The 17,186-nt window shown below is 65.9% G+C and carries 14 protein-coding genes and 1 pseudogene; 9 read left to right on the top strand and 6 right to left on the bottom strand.

Translation table 11 applies throughout. The features are described from left to right. Positions 1-87: 87 nt before the first annotated feature. Positions 88-834 (top strand): methyltransferase domain-containing protein, encoded by a 747-nt coding sequence (locus CYU59_RS22205; protein ID WP_293002758.1) that lies wholly within the window; start codon positions 88-90, stop codon positions 832-834. Positions 835-837: 3 nt separating this feature from the next. On the opposite strand, the gene CYU59_RS22200 is transcribed toward CYU59_RS22205, so the two are convergent. Continuing rightward, positions 838-1,305 (bottom strand): hypothetical protein, encoded by a 468-nt coding sequence (locus CYU59_RS22200; protein WP_293002756.1) that lies wholly within the window; start codon positions 1,303-1,305, stop codon positions 838-840. Between the two features lie 210 nt (positions 1,306-1,515). Between CYU59_RS22200 and CYU59_RS22195 the strand changes: the two genes are divergently transcribed. The 6 genes and pseudogenes from CYU59_RS22195 (at position 1,516) to CYU59_RS22170 (ending at position 8,716) form a co-directional block, all read left to right on the top strand. Then, the gene (locus CYU59_RS22195; RefSeq protein WP_293002821.1) at positions 1,516-2,181 is read left to right on the top strand and encodes a TetR/AcrR family transcriptional regulator; all 666 of its coding nucleotides are present in this window, start codon (positions 1,516-1,518) and stop codon (positions 2,179-2,181) included. A 187-nt stretch (positions 2,182-2,368) separates the two neighbouring features. Next, positions 2,369-3,577: a cytochrome P450 gene (locus CYU59_RS22190; protein WP_293002754.1), complete on the top strand. Its 1,209-nt coding sequence runs from the start codon at positions 2,369-2,371 to the stop codon at positions 3,575-3,577. 114 nt (positions 3,578-3,691) lie between these two features. Beyond that, the gene (locus tag CYU59_RS22185; protein ID WP_293002752.1) at positions 3,692-4,660 is read left to right on the top strand and encodes an enoyl-CoA hydratase/isomerase family protein; all 969 of its coding nucleotides are present in this window, start codon (positions 3,692-3,694) and stop codon (positions 4,658-4,660) included. A gap of 16 nt (positions 4,661-4,676) precedes the next feature. After that, positions 4,677-7,004, top strand: coding sequence for a CoA transferase (locus CYU59_RS22180; RefSeq protein WP_293002750.1), 2,328 nt, complete (start codon positions 4,677-4,679; stop codon positions 7,002-7,004). Continuing rightward, complete coding sequence (locus CYU59_RS22175; protein ID WP_293002747.1) at positions 7,001-7,774, top strand: SDR family NAD(P)-dependent oxidoreductase; 774 nt, start codon at positions 7,001-7,003, stop codon at positions 7,772-7,774. Before CYU59_RS22180 ends, CYU59_RS22175 begins: the two co-directional genes overlap by 4 nt. Continuing rightward, positions 7,774-8,716 (top strand): annotated as a pseudogene (locus tag CYU59_RS22170) (hypothetical protein). Before CYU59_RS22175 ends, CYU59_RS22170 begins: the two are co-directional and overlap by 1 nt. On the opposite strand, the gene CYU59_RS22165 reads toward CYU59_RS22170, so the two are convergent. The 5 genes from CYU59_RS22165 to CYU59_RS22145 all read right to left on the bottom strand — a co-directional run bounded on the left by CYU59_RS22165 (position 8,705) and on the right by CYU59_RS22145 (position 14,412). Continuing rightward, entirely contained in the window at positions 8,705-9,823 is a 1,119-nt protein-coding gene (locus CYU59_RS22165; RefSeq protein ID WP_293002745.1) for a Xaa-Pro peptidase family protein, read from the bottom strand. The pseudogene CYU59_RS22170 and the gene CYU59_RS22165 sit on opposite strands and share 12 nt — an antisense overlap. Next, on the bottom strand, positions 9,823-11,049 hold the full coding sequence (locus tag CYU59_RS22160; protein ID WP_293002742.1) for a M24 family metallopeptidase: 1,227 nt from the start codon (positions 11,047-11,049) through the stop codon (positions 9,823-9,825). Before CYU59_RS22160 ends, CYU59_RS22165 begins: the two co-directional genes overlap by 1 nt. Continuing rightward, positions 11,049-12,209 carry an amidohydrolase family protein gene (locus CYU59_RS22155; RefSeq protein WP_293002740.1) on the bottom strand — a complete coding sequence of 387 codons (1,161 nt, stop codon included), beginning with the start codon at positions 12,207-12,209 and terminating at the stop codon, positions 11,049-11,051. Before CYU59_RS22155 ends, CYU59_RS22160 begins: the two co-directional genes overlap by 1 nt. A 282-nt stretch (positions 12,210-12,491) precedes the next feature. After that, positions 12,492-13,706 carry a cytochrome P450 gene (locus CYU59_RS22150; RefSeq protein ID WP_293002738.1) on the bottom strand — a complete coding sequence of 405 codons (1,215 nt, stop codon included), beginning with the start codon at positions 13,704-13,706 and terminating at the stop codon, positions 12,492-12,494. Between the two features lie 22 nt (positions 13,707-13,728). Continuing rightward, complete coding sequence (locus tag CYU59_RS22145; protein WP_293002736.1) at positions 13,729-14,412, bottom strand: TetR family transcriptional regulator; 684 nt, start codon at positions 14,410-14,412, stop codon at positions 13,729-13,731. A 203-nt stretch (positions 14,413-14,615) separates the two neighbouring features. Between CYU59_RS22145 and CYU59_RS22140 the strand changes: the two genes are divergently transcribed. Together CYU59_RS22140 and CYU59_RS22135 are read left to right on the top strand one after the other, a co-directional pair. Further along, the gene (locus tag CYU59_RS22140) at positions 14,616-16,496 is read left to right on the top strand and encodes a GGDEF and EAL domain-containing protein (protein ID WP_293002734.1); all 1,881 of its coding nucleotides are present in this window, start codon (positions 14,616-14,618) and stop codon (positions 16,494-16,496) included. Positions 16,497-16,515: 19 nt separating this feature from the next. Then, positions 16,516-17,181, top strand: a complete 666-nt coding sequence (locus CYU59_RS22135) for a TetR/AcrR family transcriptional regulator (protein WP_293002732.1) — start codon at positions 16,516-16,518, stop codon at positions 17,179-17,181. Positions 17,182-17,186: the final 5 nt, after the last annotated feature.

The raw sequence follows: 17,186 nt of genomic DNA, 5'->3' as shown, positions 1-17,186 counted from the left end.
CCGCCCCCGTCGCCGTTGAAGATGTTGCCAGGCTATGGGTTGTGCGCGTGTTGCAGCAAGAACACGCGCCCCGGCAGACTCACTGTCATGACCCGCACCGATGATCCGCTGCAGACCACCCGTGCCTTGCTCAACCGTGAGGCGAGCCTGCGGCACGGCTTTCTCGACGTGCTCGGCGAGTCGGTGGCCAGTGAAACCCCGACGCTGGCCCAGGCCGCGATGAACAGCCCGCTGGTGGCGGGAGTGTACGAACGGCTGTGGCGGCCGGTGGCATTTTATGTCGCCAGCGGCGTCACCACCGGCTCCGAACAACGTCGCGCGGCCGAGACTCTCGGCCTGTCAGGCGCCTCTCGCTTACTCGACATCGCCTGTGGCCCAGGCAATTTCACCAGCAAGCTGGTTGAACAGCTGCCGCCGGACGGGCTGGCGGTCGGACTCGACATTTCGGTGCCGATGCTCAGCCGCGCCGTGCAGGACAACAGTGGACCGCGTACCTGCTATGTGCGCGGTGACGCGGGATCGCTGCCGTTCGACGACGAAACCTTCGACGCCGTTTGCTGTTTCGGCGCGCTGTATCTGATGCCTGAGCCTTTCAAGGTCGCCCGCGAAATGGTCCGCGTGCTGCGGCCCGGCGGTCGGGTGGCGATCTTGACCAGCTACGCCACTCAGCTGCCAGGCGTCCGGCAGGCGACGCAGGCAAGCGCAAAAGTGATCGGGCTGCGCCTGTTTGACCGTGACGTCTTCGTCGACTTGTTCTCCGACGCCGGCCTGACCGACATCGATCAGCAGATCCAGCGCAACCTGCAGTTCGTCTCGGCCGGCAAGCCGGCCTGACGCTCACGCCATCGAATAAAAGCCCTCGTCGGCGCGCTGGGACGCCTGCATCCCGCCGGCCATCAGGGCCTGGGATTTGAAGACCTGGGCGGCCGCACTCGGCTGATGCCGGGCGGCGACGAAGGTGCGGCCGAAGGTCGTCGGGTGATGCCGGCCCCAGAGCAGCACGGCGGTCTCGCCACCTTTGCCGACCTCGAGCACACGACGGCGCACCGCATCGCTGCGGACCATGAGGTCGGTCGCGACAGCGAGCAGGTTCGGACGGTCGTCGTCTGCGTCCGGCGACCGGGTGACCACCCGCGCGCCCAGAATCTTGATCGGGCGGTGGTCCACCCCGCGATCAGGCTCACCGTCGACCACGACGCTGACGTCCCAGCCCGCCATCGCGCGGTCGAAGATCAGTCCACCGATCGACATCACCGCGTCGGCGATGCCGGCGGCCATCACCTGAAATCGATACGTTCCAGTCACTTTGGGCGCCTCGCGCGGCGACGCCTGCGACCGGGATAGCGGGCGGTGCAGTTGATCGAGCGTGCTGGCGGGAGCGGCCACGTGTTGTCCGTTCGACGGGTAAATCAATTCGACGCTAACACTACGAATATAGAGTAGCGCCGATCCCGGCCAAAACCTGGCTCGTCCGGGACGTCAAAGCCGCGGGTGAATCGCCGCTACACTGCCGGGATACCTAGACGACGCAAGCCCAACCCCGATCAACGCCGGCGCGAACTGTGCGATGCGGCGATACAGCTGCTCGCCGACGACGGCTCCAAGGGGCTGAGCCATCTGAAAGTCGACGGCCGTGCCGGTGTGCCCGACGGCACGACGTCGTTCTATTTCCGCACCCGGTCGGCGTTGCTGCACGCCGTCGCCGAGCGGATGGTCGAACTCGACCTGGCGACGTTGCAGACGGTCGCCGACGGCGCCGCCCTCGAAGACGGGTCGTCGGCGTCCACACTGGCCAAGGTGGTCATCCAGAGCGGCGAAGAACCCCAGCTCAGCCGTACCCGGGCGCGTTATGAGCTGACGATCCACGCCACCCGCGATCCGGCAATCGGTGCCACCCTGCAGCGTGCCGTCGACGCTTTCACCAAGCTGCACCACGACATCCTGGTCCAGCTGCTGCCGCACGGCGCCGAGCTGGCCCCCGACGTGGTCGACGACCTCAGCAATGTCACGCTGACTTTCATCAACGGTCTGATGCTGCGGTTTGTCCATGGCGACCGGATCATCGACACTCCGGAGCAACTCGACGGCGTGCTGTCGGCGATCGTGGCCGGAGTGTTGGGCAGCGAGCGCCAAGGTCAACTCACCCACGACGGCGCCGCCCTGCAACCGCGGGCACATTAGCCGCCGAATCCGGCCCGTTTACTTCTCTACGGCAATAGAGTTGCCGGTGGCGGGTAAGCGCGCGCCCGGTCCGGTTAAGCGAAAAGTACAAATCGCCCAAACCGCCCGAGACGCTGACACACTGGCGGCATCGACTCGGTGTGCGGCCCATCCGGATCACCGAAGTTGAGGCGAAAGGCAAGATTTCGTGACGATCAGCACCGACGCGAATGTTCAAGACGTCAATTACGACCCCTACGACGTCGTCGTCAACGCGGACCCCTATCCCACCTTCGCGCGACTGCGTGAACGGGCGCCGCTGTACTACAACACCGAGCACGACTTCTACGCGCTGAGCCGATTCGACGACGTCGACAAGGCGCTGGTGAATCACGCGACTTTCAGCTCGGCGCGCGGCATCATCGTCGAGCTGATCAAGGCCAACCTCGACATCCCGCCGGGGCTGCTCATCATGGAAGACCCGCCGGTCCACGACATCCACCGCAAGCTGCTCTCCCGGATGTTCACCCCGCGCAAGATCGCGGCGCTCGAACAGCAGATCCGCGACTTCTGCGCCCAGTCGCTGGACCCGCTGATCGGGACGGGACACCTCGACTTCGTCGCCGACCTGGGCGCTCAGATGCCGATGAAGGTGATCAGCATGCTGCTCGGCATTCCCGAGGACGACCAGGAATTCATCCGCGACCACACCAACGCGCAGATGCGCACCGAGGCCGGCAAGCCGATGAACGCCGACCACGGTCTGGTCACCGGGGAGATCTTCGCCGCCTACATCGACTGGCGCGCGGAACATCCCTCCGATGACATCATGACCGAGCTGCTCAACGTCGAGTTCGTCGACGAGACCGGCACCACCCGCCGGCTGTCCCGCGACGAGTTGCTGATCTATCTCAACGTCGTCGCCGGCGCCGGCAACGAGACCACCACCCGGCTGATCGGTTGGGCCGGAAAGGTTCTCGCCGAACATCCAGACCAGCGCCGGCAACTCGCCGACGACCCCACCTTGATCCCGCAGGCGATCGAGGAGTTACTGCGCTTCGAGCCTCCGGCGCCGCATGCGGCCCGCTATGTGACGCGCGACATCACTTACTACGGCCAGACCGTCCCCGAGGGCGCGGTGATGATGATGCTGATCGGCGCCGCCAACCGCGACCCCCGCCAATTCGGTTCGAACAGTGAAGAATTCGATATCCACCGGCAAACCCGACAGCACCTGACCTTCGGCGTCGGGACCCATTTCTGCCTGGGGTCGGCGCTGGCCCGGCTGGAGGGGCGCATCGCGTTGGAGGAGATCCTCCGGCGCTTCCCGGAATGGGAGGTCGACCTGACCAGAGCCAAACTCAGCCCGACGTCGACGGTGCGGGGATGGGAGACCATGCCGGCCTCGACCTCATGAGCGGTCGCGACATCTCGAGCATCTCCACCCCTGGTGTTACATCACAGGCGTTTCGCTTCCCGCCCACGCTGGCGGCCAGTTCAAATAATCAACGACACACATTGGAGACGGCCCATGGTTGAGTACGACTACGAAAAGCTGAAGAAGGAAGCCGAGCAGTTCATCAAGTTCGAAAAGGACAATAAGAACCGCATCGCCTACATCACCTTCGACCGGCCGGAGGCGCAGAACGCCACCAGCCTGGGCATGCGGCAGAATTACGCCGACCTGATCCACAAGTGCAACGTCGACGACGATGTCAAGGTCGTCGTGATACGCGGCGAGGGCGACGATTTCGGCAGCGGTGGTGATCTGCCCGAGCAGCGACCGATGCTCGAAAATCCCGGTCTGCCGTTGCACCACGAACTCGCGATCAACGACGACGACGTCAAGTACCCGCCCGGTGGCTCCTACCGCTATCTGTCCACGGTGACCGATTTCTACGCGAAGGCCAGGGCCGGAAACCGCCCGCTGCAAGAACTTCGGAAGATCAGCATCATCGAGGCCAAGGGTTACTGCTACGGCTGGCACTTCTACCAGGCCGGGGACGCCGACCTGGTGATCTCCTCCGACGACGCCCTGTTCGGGCACCCGGCGTTCCGGTACGTGGGCTGGGGACCGCGGCTGTGGTGGTGGGCCGAGACGATGGGCCTGCGCAAGTTCTCCGAAATGCTCTTCACCGGAAGGCCGTTCAGCGCAAAGGAGATGTACGACTGCGGCTTCATCAACAGCGTGGTGCCGCGCGACAAGCTGGAAGCCGAGACCGAGAAGTATGCGCTGGCCTGCTCGCGGTCCCGGCCTACCGACACCGTCGCCGTGCAGAAGACGTTCCTGGAGTTGTACAAGCAGCACAAGGGCGAGTACTTCGGCAGCCTGCTCACCGGCATGGTCGAGGGCATGCTGCCGCTGATCAAGAACGACGCCGAAGAGGTCGACCTCACCGGTGGCACTTTCGAAAAGGGCCTCAACAACGTCGTCAAGGACAACGACCTGAACTTCCCGCCCGAGTGGCGGCTGAGCCGCTCAGGGCGCGCCAAGCCCTGACGTCTCGAGGTCGCGCATGTCGGCACTGACGGGGATGCGGATCGTCGAATTGGCCGAATCGGTTGCCGGCGAATACTGCGGAAAGTTGCTCGCGGACTTCGGCGCCGACGTGATCAAGGTCGAACGCCCGGGTGGCAGCCCCACCCGGGCGATGGGCCCGATCATCGGCGACGGCGGCCCGGAGCGCAGCGCGGTGTTCGCCTACCTCAACACCGGCAAGCGATCGGTGATTCTCGATCGCGACCGGGTAGACACCCTCGTAGCGTCGTCTGACGCCGTCATCGACGACCATGTGCCGCCCCGGGTCGATCCGGGCCGGCACCCGGGGGTGGTGTTCTGCTCGGTCACCCCGTACGGGGTCGACGCACCGCCCGAGCTCCAGAATGCGCAGAGCCTCAACGTCTTTCACAGCAGCGGCTGGGGTTTCCACACCCCGAGCCACGCCGACCCGGCCAAACCCCCGTTGAAGGGTCCCGGCCGCTTCCTCGCCGACTACGAGGCCGGCCTGGACGCGGCGCTGTGCGTTGCGTCGTCGTTGTTCCGACGTCTGCACACCGGTGCCGGTGAGACCATCGACGTATCGGCGCACGCGGTGTTGACGTCACGCGCGGACTGCGTCCTGGGCCGCTACATCACCGGCGAGATCTCTGCGGAGAACAGCCGCGACGATTACGACCAGCAGGGTCCCGCGTGCTTCTCCGCCTGCGCGGACGGCTTCGTCTACCTGTACATGACCAGCCGTAGCCACTGGGCCGCGGTCAAAAAGCTGATGGGACAGCCGGACTGGCTCGACCAATTCGAGGACGACTGGCTCGAATTCTCGGTCACCCGGCAGAAGGTCGCGCGGTTCCGGCACGGATTCGCCGACTGGGTACGCGGCCTGAACAAGGACGCGGTGTCCGAAGATGCTCAGCGGCTTGGTGTTCCGTTGGTGCCCGTCGTCAGTGCCGCGGACCTCGAGGACTCGCCGCAGTACCGGCACCGTGGGTTCTTCTGCGACGTCACCCATCCGGTGCTGGGCACCGCGACCTACCCCGGTGTCCCCTACCTGCTGAGTGCGTCACCGGCCCGGATCACCGGCGCGGCGCCCATCCTCGGCGAGCACACCACTGCAGTGCTCGACGACGTCGCGACGACACGTCCGGCGCTCAAAGTAGTTCAGGCACAACTCAAGCCACCGAAGATCCCCCGCGGCGGACCACTGGAAGGGGTCCGCGTCGTCGAACTCACCAAGGTGTGGGCGGGCCCCTACGCGGGCAAGCTGCTGGCGTTGCTGGGCGCCGAGGTGATCAAGGTGGAGAGCTCCGGCCACCCCGACGAGATGCGCGCTTACGGCGGCACGGACATCGACCACGCCCCATTCTTTCTCAGCATCAATCCCGAGGTGCTCAGCGTCGAGCTCGACCTGAAGTCGGCGGCCGATCTGGACCGGCTCCGCGCGCTGATCGCGCGTAGCGACATCGTGGTCAACAATCTCCGGCCCGGCGCGATGGAGCGGATGGGCCTGGGCTACCAACAGCTGAAAGACGTCAAGCAGGACATCATTTCGGTGTCCATCAAGATGTGGGGCAACGACGGACCGCTTGGTTATCAAACCGGCTACGCGCCGTCCTTCGCCGCACTGGCCGGGGTCGCATCCCTGGTCGGATACCCCGGCGGGCCGCCGCTGGGCACCAGCATGCGATACGGCGACTCCACCGTGGGCGCGGCGGCCGCGTTGTCCGCGGTCGCAGCGCTGCTGCATCGCGAGCTGACCGGCGAGGGGCAATTCGTGGATGTCTCGGCGGTCGAGACGCTGACGTCGATGATCGGCGATTGCCTGCTCGCCCGGGAGCTGACCGGCGACGAGCTTGCGCCCGACGGCAACCGGCACGCCGACATGGCGCCGCACGGTTGCTACCCCTGCACCGGGGGTGACTGGATCAGCATCGCCACCGCCGACGACGCGCAGTGGCGTCAGCTGTGTGACGTGCTGGGCGCAACCGCGCTGGTCGACGACAAGCGGTACACCACAGCGAGATGCCGGCTCGATCACACCGACGCCCTCGACTCCGACCTGGCCCACTTCACCCGCCGGCACGACGCCGTCCGGCTGGGCGAACAACTGCGGGCGGCCGGGGTGCCGGCCAGCAAGAGTGCCACCACAGCGGACATCATCAGTGACCAACGGCTGTGGGACCGCGGGCTCTATCGCTTCGTCAGCGATCACCGCGAGGGCCAGCGACCGATACTGGCGGCGCCATGGCGGATGTCGGCCGCTGAGGCCGAGATCGCACGGGGCGCACCCACTCTCGGCGAGCACGACGACTATGTTCTCAACGAGATCCTGACGGGGGGCAGATGACCGCGAACACCACGATCCTGGCCGGCACCACCGCGCTGGTCACCGGCGCCAGCAGCGGCATCGGCGCCGCGACCGCGCGCGCCCTGGCATCGCAGGGCGCGGCCGTGGCGTTGCTGGCCCGCCGTGCCGACCGACTGGAGCAACTGAGGCACGACATCGAGTCGGCGGGTGGCACAGCGCTGGCGGTGGCCGCCGACGTCACCGACGCCGACCAGGTCGCCGCGGCGGTCCAGCGCACGGTCGGGGAGCTGGGCCGGCTCGACACGGTGGTCAACAACGCGGGGCTGATGCGAATGGCACCGGCTTCCGAAGCCCGCCTGCAGGATTGGGACGACCTGGTCCGGGTCAACATTCAGGGCGTCCTGTACGTCACCCGGGCCGCGATCCCCCATCTGATCGACGCGGCCGCAGATTCACCCCGCGGTGTCGCCGACGTGGTCACGATCAGCTCGACGGCCGGCTGGGTGGCCCGGCCCAACACCGCCGTCTACTCGCTGACCAAGTTCGGCGTCAACGCTTTCAGCGAGGGCATCCGTCAGGAACTGATCGGCAAGCGGGTCCGGGTCGGGGTGGTGGGCCCGGGCACGGTTGACACCGAGATCAGCGACCACCTGCCCGCCGAGACGCGCGCCGCATTCGACCGCCAGACCGCCGACATGGTCAAGCTGGCTTCCGAGGACATCGCCGACGCGGTGCTCTACGTCGTCACCCGCAATCGCCGGGTCGCGGTCAACCACATGCTGGTGCGCGCCGCCGAACAGACCTGGTGATGTCGGGCGATCGCTGGGTCACCGGAGACCACCTCGGCCTTTCGATGCCCGCCGACCCCGCGGCGTTGCGATCAGGTGGCACAAACTTTCTCACCCAGGCCTTTCGCCGCTACGGAACCGCTGACACCGTCACCCGGATCGCCCATTTCGAAGAAGTTGCCGGCGGGAGCACCGGCCGTAAAGCCTTGCTGCGAGTCGAGTACGAGCAGCCCGGCACCGCGCCGACCGACTTGTTCGTGAAGTTCTCCCGCGACTTCGACGACCCGATCCGCGACCGTGGCAGAACACAGATGGAATCCGAGGTGGCGTTCGCCGCGCTGACGGGCGATCCCGGATTCCCGGTCACGGTGCCGGCCACCCAGTTCGCCGACTACCACCGCGAAAGCGGCACCGGTCTGCTGATCTCGGAGCGAATCCCGTTTGGATTCAATGGAATAGAACGCCAATATCACAAATGCCTCGACTACCAGATGCCCGATCCGCTAGAGCACTACCGGGTGCTGATCGCGACGCTGGGCCGGCTGGTCGGCGGTCACCTATCGGGACGCATACCGGTCGGCGATCGGTTTCCGGTCGACATGCAGGCCGCGCAGGTGGGCGAACGGGTCCCGGTCAGCGCGGAGAAGCTGAACCGTCGGCTGGACCAGCTCGCCGAGTTCGCCGCCGCAAGCCCCGCGCTGTTGCCGCCCAATATTCGCTCCCCCCAATTTCTTTCACGTCTGCGCGACGATGCGCCGCGCTTCCTGGAAGAGGATCATGACGGTGGCCTGGCTACTCGACATTCCCGCACTGATCCAGAGACGTTTCGGCGATGCCGCCGCGACGATGACCCGCAAAGACCCCGGCATCAGGGATGACGAGAGCGTGCGAGCACCCCTGCAGATGCTGACCAACGCGCTGAATCTCTGGGAGACACAGCGATTCGGTGCGCTACTGCCATGACGGGCTGGCCGTCAACACCTGCGGGCCGTCGTCGGTGATCACCACGCTGTCGCGGCGCAGCACGCCACCGATTCCTTCCTGCCAGACGTAACCGGTGAGCGAGAGCACCATCCCGGGATCCAGGCGCTCGGCGTCGGCGGTGGCCGGCAACCGCCGGGAGATCACCGGCGGGTCGAAGCCGAGGCCCAGCCCGTGCGCGACCGCCATCGGGGGTGCCGGTTCTCCGGCCGCCTCGTAAGCGGCCAGCAGGTCTGCTGCCCGCGATCCGGGCCGGCACGCGGCAATCAGCTTCTCCCACAGGTCGTTCGAACGTTGGTAGAGCTCCCGCGTCGGTTCTGTGACCTCCCCCACCGGCCAGGTCCGGGCCACCTCGGCGACATACCCGTCGGCCAGCGCCCCGGCACTGAACACGATCAGGTCACCGGAGCGCACTTGCCCGTCGCCGGATGCGCGGCGCCACGGGTGTTCGCGCGAGGTCACCCACGCGGCGTCCTGGGTTGCGGGGGTGCTCACCCCGCCGGCGGCCATCGCCTCCAGCACCGCGCCCGCCAGAGTCTGCTCGGTCAGGCCGGGCCGCAGTTCCGCGACCGCGGCGGCGACCCCGGCTTCGGCGATCCGCATCGCAGCGGACATCGCCTCGATCTCGTCGGCGGTCTTGGTCCGTCGCGCGGCCAGCATCGGCAGTTCGCCGTCGACGAATTCGGCGCTCGGGAACGCGATCGGTAGCAGCGTGGCGAAAGTCGGTGTGAGGGCGTCTGTTCCGACTCGCTTCGCCGTCGACGACCCATCGATGTTCTTCAGCACATCGATGAATGTCATCGGATTCCAGGCCAGACCGTAGAGCCGGTCGCGGCCGATCTCCTCGGGGACCCCCTCGTCGTCGGTGCTCATCAGGAAAATCTCGCCACTGCCGCGCAGCATCACACAGACAGGTCCGAAAGGCCTTGTGCCACCGATCCACAACTGCGGCGCCCCGCTGACGTAACGGACGTTGGCCTGTCGGCCCAGCACCAGCACGTCGATGTCGTGGGCTTCCATCTGCTCCAGCGCGCGTTGCCGGCGACCGACCCGAAGATCGAGGGCGTCGGGCACGACGTCGACGGCCATCAGCGCGGCCCGTACGGCGTGTAGGGGTAGTCGGTGATCCGGGTGGCGCCCTCTTCGTTGATGACCACGATCTCCTCACTGCGGTAGCCACCGGTGCCGTCTTCCCACACCACCGGCTCCAGCACCAGCGTCATCCCGACCGGAAACACGAAGTTGTCGTCGAACTCCTCACCGAGGTCGGTGCCGATCATCGGCGCCTCGGCGGGGTAGAGGCCGATGCCGTGTCCGAGGTAGAAGTGCGGGAGCCACGGCTTGACGCCACCATTGGCCGCGATCGCGGCGCGGGCCAGATCCCCTGATGTGGCACCGGCTTTGGTGACGTCGAGCACCACGTCGAGAATGTGTCGCCACTGTTCGTACTGAGCCTGTTGGTGGGCCGACGGCTGGTCGCCGACGATCCAGGTGCGGCCGAAGTCGGAACAGTAACCCGCATAGCTGATGCTGATGTCGGTCCACAGCACGTCGCCCTTGGCCAGCTCGCGTTCGTTGGTCAGCAGCGGCAGCGCGAGGTCGCCGTGCGTGGTCCACACGCCTTCGGCGCGGGAGCGCGGCATCACCTGCCAGATCGCCTCGAGCATGTTGGCGGTCGCGCCGAGCTCGAAGACCCGGCGCACCAGCTTGGCCGACAGGTCGGTCTGTCTTACACCGGGTGCGAGTTGCTGCTGGACGTCGACCATCGCGGTCTCGGTGATGCGCATGGCTGCGCGCAGGCACGCGACCTGGTCGGGCGTCTTGACCAGGTTCGATGCCCCGATCACGACGGCGGCCTCTGAGGGCGGGCCGCCGGGGAAGATCCGGTCGGCGGCCCGGCGCATCGCCCCGGTCATCTCGTCGACTGCGACGCTGGCGCCCGGCGGTATCAGGCCGGCAAGCACCCGGGCGAATTGGTCGACGCCTTCGTCGAGTTCCAGGTAGAGCGCGTCATGCAGATGACTCTGCGGCACTTGACTTTCCGATGCGGCGCCACCCCGAAACGGAAGGAACAGGTGCGGATGCGGATCGTCGGCGAGCACGATCGCCACCGGCCGCTCGACGTGTGACAACCCGGCGTCGAGCACCGGCCAACTGGCGCCGGTGGAGTACACGACGTTGTCGTTCATCAGCAGGATCAGCGCGTCGACCCCGTGGTCTGCCATCGCGTCGCGCAGCCGACCGCTGATGTCGCGGTGCATCCGGGCGAAGTCGGGTTCGTCGGGAATGACGAAGCTCTGAACCGACGCTGTCATCAGATACCCAGGAATCTCTTGATGTTGCCGCTGACGATCTTGGCGGCGTCGTCCGGGCCGACGGCATCGACGACGGCGGCCAGCGACTTTTCCGAGTAGCCGTAACTACTTTCGTTGTGCGGGTAGTCGCTTGACCACATCACCTTGTCCACGCCGATCTCACCGATCTGCTTCAGCCCGAGCGGGTCGACAATGAACGACGCACTCATGTGGGTGTCCCAGTAGTAGCGGATGTCGTGCGCCAGCCGATGATCGAGCATGTGCTGATACGACGCGAGCACATGCTCGGCGTCCTGCAGGGCCGGCGGGATCCAGGCGATGCCGCCTTCGAACCAGCCGATCCGCAGGCTCGGGTGGCGGTCGAGGATACCGCCGAAGATGTACTTGGAGAACATCTCCCGGAATCCGTCGATGTTGACCATGATCGCCACCGCGACGTTGTTGACTTCGCACGGCGCCTTCGGCGGCGTCTCGCCGATGTGATGCGTGATCGGCAGGCCCGAGTCCTCGATGGCCTCCCAGACCGGGCGCATGGCACCGCACGCGTAGTCCATCATCACGCCGTCGTCACCGCTGCCCGGGTTCAGCGGCAGCAGGAATGTCTTCAGCCCAAGCGATTTCAGCTCGGCCAGAGTGCGTCGAGCCCCGTCGGCGTCCCACCAGTTGATCAGCCCGACACCCAGGAAGTGTCCGCCGGAGCGTTCCTGAAGGTCGGCGATGTATTCGTTGTAGATCCGGAAAACCCGCTCGCGCATCGGTTTGTCGGGAAAGCCGAACATCGCCAGCAACGCGTTGGGGAAGGCAAGCTCGCGGTCGACGCCGTCCTCGCGCAATTCGCGGATACGCGCGTCGATGTCGTTGGTGGCAGCGCCGGCGAGGTCGTCGTATTGCATCAGCACCGCGCTGAACACCTCGGGCAGAAACGACTGACCCTGATGACCGATCTGGTAAGCGCCGTCTTCGTACCAGATGCGCGGCGCCGCGTCTTTCAGATCGTCGGGCAGGCGCTCGTAGAAGATGTCGGCGGCCAGCGAGATGTGGGTGTCGGCGGAGAACACCTCGGTGCCGGCGGGGAGGCCGAGATTTCGCTGTGCCTGGCCGTGCCGGTTCTTCGGAGCGCCGAAGCCCCCGGGTGGATAGAGCGTGTTGGCTTGGGTCATTGTCCAGCGCACCAATCCGATTCGGAACCGTCAGATATTTTGCAGGTTAACTCGTCAGCAGCCTCGATATCGGCAGTCGAGATTTCTCTCAGGGGGGACCGAGCAGGCCAGGTCGGTGAGCCCATGCCGGTCAGTTCTCCACAGAGCCGCCACACCTGGCCGAGGTCCCCGCGGCTGTGCACCAACTCCGGCGCTGTCGCGAAATCGACTCCGGCGCCTGATGTTTCGCAGAGCCCGCGCGGGCCGACAGACCCGGCACGGCCAGTGCGAGGTCACCGGCACTCACCATCTGACGGGCAGCTCGTACAAACCGTAGGCCAATGCGTCGTGCTTGAACGGCAAATCCTCGACCGGGGCGGCCAACGTCAGGTTCGGGATGCGGCGCAGCAGCGTGTGCAGCACGATCTGGAGCTCCATCCTGGCCAGCTGCTGCCCGACGCACTGGTGCCGGCCGTAGCCGAAGCCGACGTGCGCGTTGTCCTCGCGCCGCAAATCCAACTGGTCCGGGTTGGCATAGCGCCGCTCGTCCCAGTTCGCCGGTGGCACGTCGAGGATGATGCCCTCGCCGGCCCGGATCACCTCGTCACCGATCTCGATGTCCTCGGTGGCGATCCGGCGCTGACCGGTCTGGATGATGCTGAGGTAACGCATCAATTCCTCGACGGCCCCCGCGATGACTTTCGGATCGTCGCTGTCGCGCAACAGCTTCAGCTGATCAGGGTGTTCCAGTAGCGCGACGATGGCCAGGCTGATCATGTTTGCGGTGGTCTCGTGTCCGGCGATCAGCACACCGGTGGCCAGCTGGGCCGCTTCCCGGACGCTGAGCTCGTCGGCGTTGACCCGCTCGGCGAGGTCGCCGACCAGATCTTCGGTCGGACTCTCCATCCGGGAGCGGACCAGTTTGGCGATGTAGCGGGCCAGCTGAGTCGCGCCCTCGGCGGATTCCTCGGCACTGGCGTAGCGGCCCATCCCCCGGCCGGCCTGCTCCTGGAAGAACTCCGCGTCCGCATAGGGCACACCCAGAAGCTGACTGATCACCAGCGACGGAACCGGCAGCGCCAGGGTCTCGACCAGATCAGCCGGTTGCGGCCCGGCCAGAATCGCGTCGATGTGGTCGTCGGTGATCTGCTGCACGGCCGGCCGCAGGCCCTCGACCCGCTTGAACGTAAACGGTTTGGACAGCATGCGCCGAAACCTGGTGTGCTCCTCGGCATCTGCGGTGAACACCGATCGTGGCCGCTTGTCCACGGTGGCCTGCATGCCCTCGTTCCAATGCGGGTAGCCCGGCTTGCGGTCGTCGACGCTGGCCCGGGAGTCGGTGAACAACGAGCGGATCGCGTCGTATCCGGTGATCAGCCAGGGCGTGCTCCCGTCCCAGATCCGCACCCGACTCAGCGGCTTGACTGCGTTGAGCTCCAAGGCGATTGGCGCCGGCGCCAACGGGCAGCCCGCTGACCGAACCATCGGGTAGTCCGGAATGTGGGTGGCCACAGACATGGTGCTCCTTTGTCTCGAGGTGTCAGTGCTGCGGCGCGGCCTGCGCTCGGTGGACCGGTGCCCGCCACAGTCCGACGATCGCGTCGATCAGACCCTCGGCCGCGACGGGCCAGCTCGATCGCGACCGGGGCCCGTGTTCGGCGAGCTCACCTTCGTGTTCGGCGCAGGTGTGCATCAACAGGTTTCGGGCCATCACCATCCGCTCGAAGCGAACCCGCTTGGGCAGATCGGGCAGGCAGCGGTTGATCCCGTCGATGGCCTGCACCAGCATCGTCGAGCCGAGGGCGTCCTTGGTCACGACCTGTCGGTAGGTGGGATCGGCCATCGCCTGCGCGGCGAACCGCGCATACCAGCTCGGGTTGCCCAGAGCGGTCAGGTGGTCGGTGAGCGGACGCACCAGTGTGCCCACCCAATCCCGCAGTTCGGTCGACGCCGCGACGTCGGCGAGCATCTGCGCGCGTAGTTCCTCGATCGGGACGCGGTGCTTGCTTTCGATCGCGCGCAACAGGTCGGTTCGGGTGCCGAAGTGGTAACAGGCCGCAGCGTTGTTGCCCTGCCCCGCCGCCTCGCTGATCTGCCGATTGGACACCGCGTGCATACCGCGCTCGGCGAACAGCCGCTCGGCGGCCGACAGGATCACTTCCCGGGTGCCCGTCGATCGGTCGTTGCGCAGGACTCTGGCCGCGGTCACCGAATCAGTGAACACCGGCACTTGAGTTAAATCAAGCCATTTACTTAATCATCAATAAGCTTGACTAAGCTCCTAGCCCGGCGGCACCCACGGTGGGCGTATATAGTCAAGCGACCTGCCGCGCTCCGACTTCGAAACCGAATCGCCAAGACGTCCAATAACTTATCGCGGATAACTAAGCCGGCACCCCGAGTTCGCTTTTCGCATCGGAGGAGACGTTGCCGCGCAATCTGGTCACCCGCGTCGCCACCCGGCTGATGGAGACGACGGCGTCGACGGTTGCCGAGGTCAACGAACAGGTGCTTGCCGAACTGGTCGAGCACCTCGACCTGGATTGCGCGTTCCTGCGCCACAACGACCACAAGATCCGGGTGTCCAAACTCGTTGCGGTGTGGCCGCCCCCGCTCGACCGTTCGATTCCCGACCCCACGGCGGTGGCCCACTTCACCACCGCCGACCCGGTGCTGTCGTTGTGTGAGCACGGCAAAAATCTGACCGTGGTTCGACCGGAACCGTCCGATCCCACGTCAGCCCGCTGGATCGCCGCCGCCCGCGAGCGATGGGGTGGAGACCCACGCAGATTCACCGCACCATCGGCGGTCGCGGCGCCACTCGTCACCGGCGGCCTCACCACCGGTCAGCTGATCTGCGGGAAATTCAAGAAGAAGAAGTGGCGCACCGACGAGCTCAACGCCATCCAGACGGTCGCGTCCCTGCTGGCTCAACTCCAGGCCCGCATCACCGCCGAAGAGAAGCTCCGCAACCTGGCCGAGCACGACGATCTGACCGGACTGCACAACCGCCGCGCCCTGATGGCTCACCTGTCCAAGCGACTGGCCGCGGGGCAGCCGGGTCCCGTGCCGGTGCTCTATCTCGACCTGGACCGGCTGAAGTCGATCAACGACTACCTCGGCCATACCGCCGGCGACTGGTACATCCGGACATTCGCCGAGCAGCTCCGGATGAAAGCCGGCCCGAAGAGCATGACCGCCCGCCTCGGTGGCGACGAGTTCGTCATCGTGCCGGACCAGGCGATGTCGATCGAGACAGCGGAGAAGACCGGTGAAGATCTGTGTGCGGCGCTGCGCGATCGAATGTCGCTCGGCGGCCACATGATCACCCGCACGGTCAGTGTCGGCGTGGCGGTCGGCACGCCTGGTCGCGACAACACCAGCGATCTGCTGCACCGCGCCGACGAGGCCGTCCTGACCGCCAAGCGGGCCGGCGGCAACAACGTGATGGTGTCCAGCGACGACATGTCGATGCAGCGCCTCTTTCGCAACGACATCGAGCTCCACCTGCGCGGCGAGATCGAAAACGACACGTTGCTGCTGCATTACCTCCCCGAGGTGGACCTGTGGACGGGCGCCATCGTCGCGGTCGAAGCGCTGGTTCGGTGGCGACACCCGACGTGGGGGTTGCTACTTCCGGAGGCGTTCATCGGTGTGGCCGAATCCGCCAATCTGGGCAATGACCTGGGCCGCTGGGTGATGCGGACCGCGCTCGCGGAGTTGAGCCGCTGGCGCTCTCGCGGCGTAGGGCAGAACACCACGCTGCGCCTCAACGTATCGCCCGCTCAGCTGGCCAACCGGGGCTTCGTCAATGACGTAGCCCAGGCCATCGACGAATTCGGCATCGACGGTGGCTCGGTGTGCCTGGAGATCACCGAGCGCGCCGTCGTCCGCGACATCGACAGCACCCGCAAGACGCTCGAGGCGCTGAAGGAAGTCGGAGTCCAGATCGCCATCGACGACTTCGGCACCGGTTACGCCGTGCTGTCACACCTGAAATCGCTGCCGGTCGACATTCTCAAGATCGACACTTCTTTTGTCCGCGATCTGGGTACCAGCAGCCGCGATTTGGCCATTGTGCGCGCCATCATCGGCCTCGCCGAGGCCTTTGACCTGCAATTAGTCGCTGAGGGCGTGGAGACGCCGGCTGCTGCATTAACCTTGATGCGGCACGGGTGCCACCAAGCTCAAGGATATTTATTATCGCGTCCTCTCCCCGGTAACGCGATGGAATCGCTACTCTCATCTCGGTGGATGCCAATGCCATTCCTGGCTGACAGCCAGGCGCTATCCTCGACAACGATCTGAAAAACACGATCTGACGAATATGAGCGATGTAACCGATAAGCGATCCGATACGACGCGCGAGCAGATTCTGCGAGCCGCGGCGCACCAATTCGCCCAGCGACCCTATTATGCGGTCGGCCTGGATGACATTTTGGCTGAGGCGCAGCTGACAAAGGGCGCGATGTATTTCCACTTTCGCTCGAAGCACGCGTTGGCCCTGGCCATCGTCGATGAGCAGACCGTGAAGTCCGGCGCGGCGGTCCAGGAGTTGCTGACCCGGAAGTTGTCCGGCCTGGAGACCCTGATCGACGTCACCTTCCTGATCGCGATGGCGGACATCACCGACAATGTCACCCGCGCGGCGTTCAACCTGCTCGAGTCGGTCGGCCGGACAGAGAAGCTGCAGGAACGCCTGCTGGGCGGGTGGATCGAACTGCTCGGCGAGATCGCGGGCCGCGGGGTTCGCGAGGGCGACATCATCGACCGCGGTGATCCCGAGGACATCGGGCGGCTGCTGGTCTCGATCTATATGGGGATGCGACAGGCCAGCCACCTCGACGACCCGGTAGTGCTGCTCGGCGACTACGAAAAGGCCCTGTCAACCGTGCTGCGGGGAATTGTGCAGCCGGACAAGATCGGATACTTCGGGCAGTTCCTCAAGCGTCGCACCGCCCTTGCGATCAAAGCAGTCTCGCCGCCCGCCTGAGGCGG

The organism is Mycobacterium sp., from assembly GCF_002863225.1.
Classification (GTDB): domain Bacteria; phylum Actinomycetota; class Actinomycetes; order Mycobacteriales; family Mycobacteriaceae; genus Mycobacterium.
Note: the sequence above shows the minus strand (reverse complement) of the source record. Positions and strands in the feature narration are given on the sequence as shown.

Excerpts from the sequence above, each read along its gene's own strand:
- CYU59_RS22205 (WP_293002758.1), top strand. The coding sequence starts at position 88 with ATGACCCGCACCGATGATCCGCTGCAGACCACCCGTGCCTTGCTCAAC.
- CYU59_RS22185 (WP_293002752.1), top strand. The coding sequence starts at position 3,692 with ATGGTTGAGTACGACTACGAAAAGCTGAAGAAGGAAGCCGAGCAGTTC.
- CYU59_RS22180 (WP_293002750.1), top strand. The coding sequence starts at position 4,677 with ATGTCGGCACTGACGGGGATGCGGATCGTCGAATTGGCCGAATCGGTT.
- CYU59_RS22175 (WP_293002747.1), top strand. The coding sequence starts at position 7,001 with ATGACCGCGAACACCACGATCCTGGCCGGCACCACCGCGCTGGTCACC.
- CYU59_RS22165 (WP_293002745.1), bottom strand. The coding sequence starts at position 9,823 with ATGGCCGTCGACGTCGTGCCCGACGCCCTCGATCTTCGGGTCGGTCGC.
- CYU59_RS22160 (WP_293002742.1), bottom strand. The coding sequence starts at position 11,049 with ATGACAGCGTCGGTTCAGAGCTTCGTCATTCCCGACGAACCCGACTTC.
- CYU59_RS22155 (WP_293002740.1), bottom strand. The coding sequence starts at position 12,209 with ATGACCCAAGCCAACACGCTCTATCCACCCGGGGGCTTCGGCGCTCCG.
- CYU59_RS22150 (WP_293002738.1), bottom strand. The coding sequence starts at position 13,706 with ATGTCTGTGGCCACCCACATTCCGGACTACCCGATGGTTCGGTCAGCG.
- CYU59_RS22135 (WP_293002732.1), top strand. The coding sequence starts at position 16,516 with ATGAGCGATGTAACCGATAAGCGATCCGATACGACGCGCGAGCAGATT.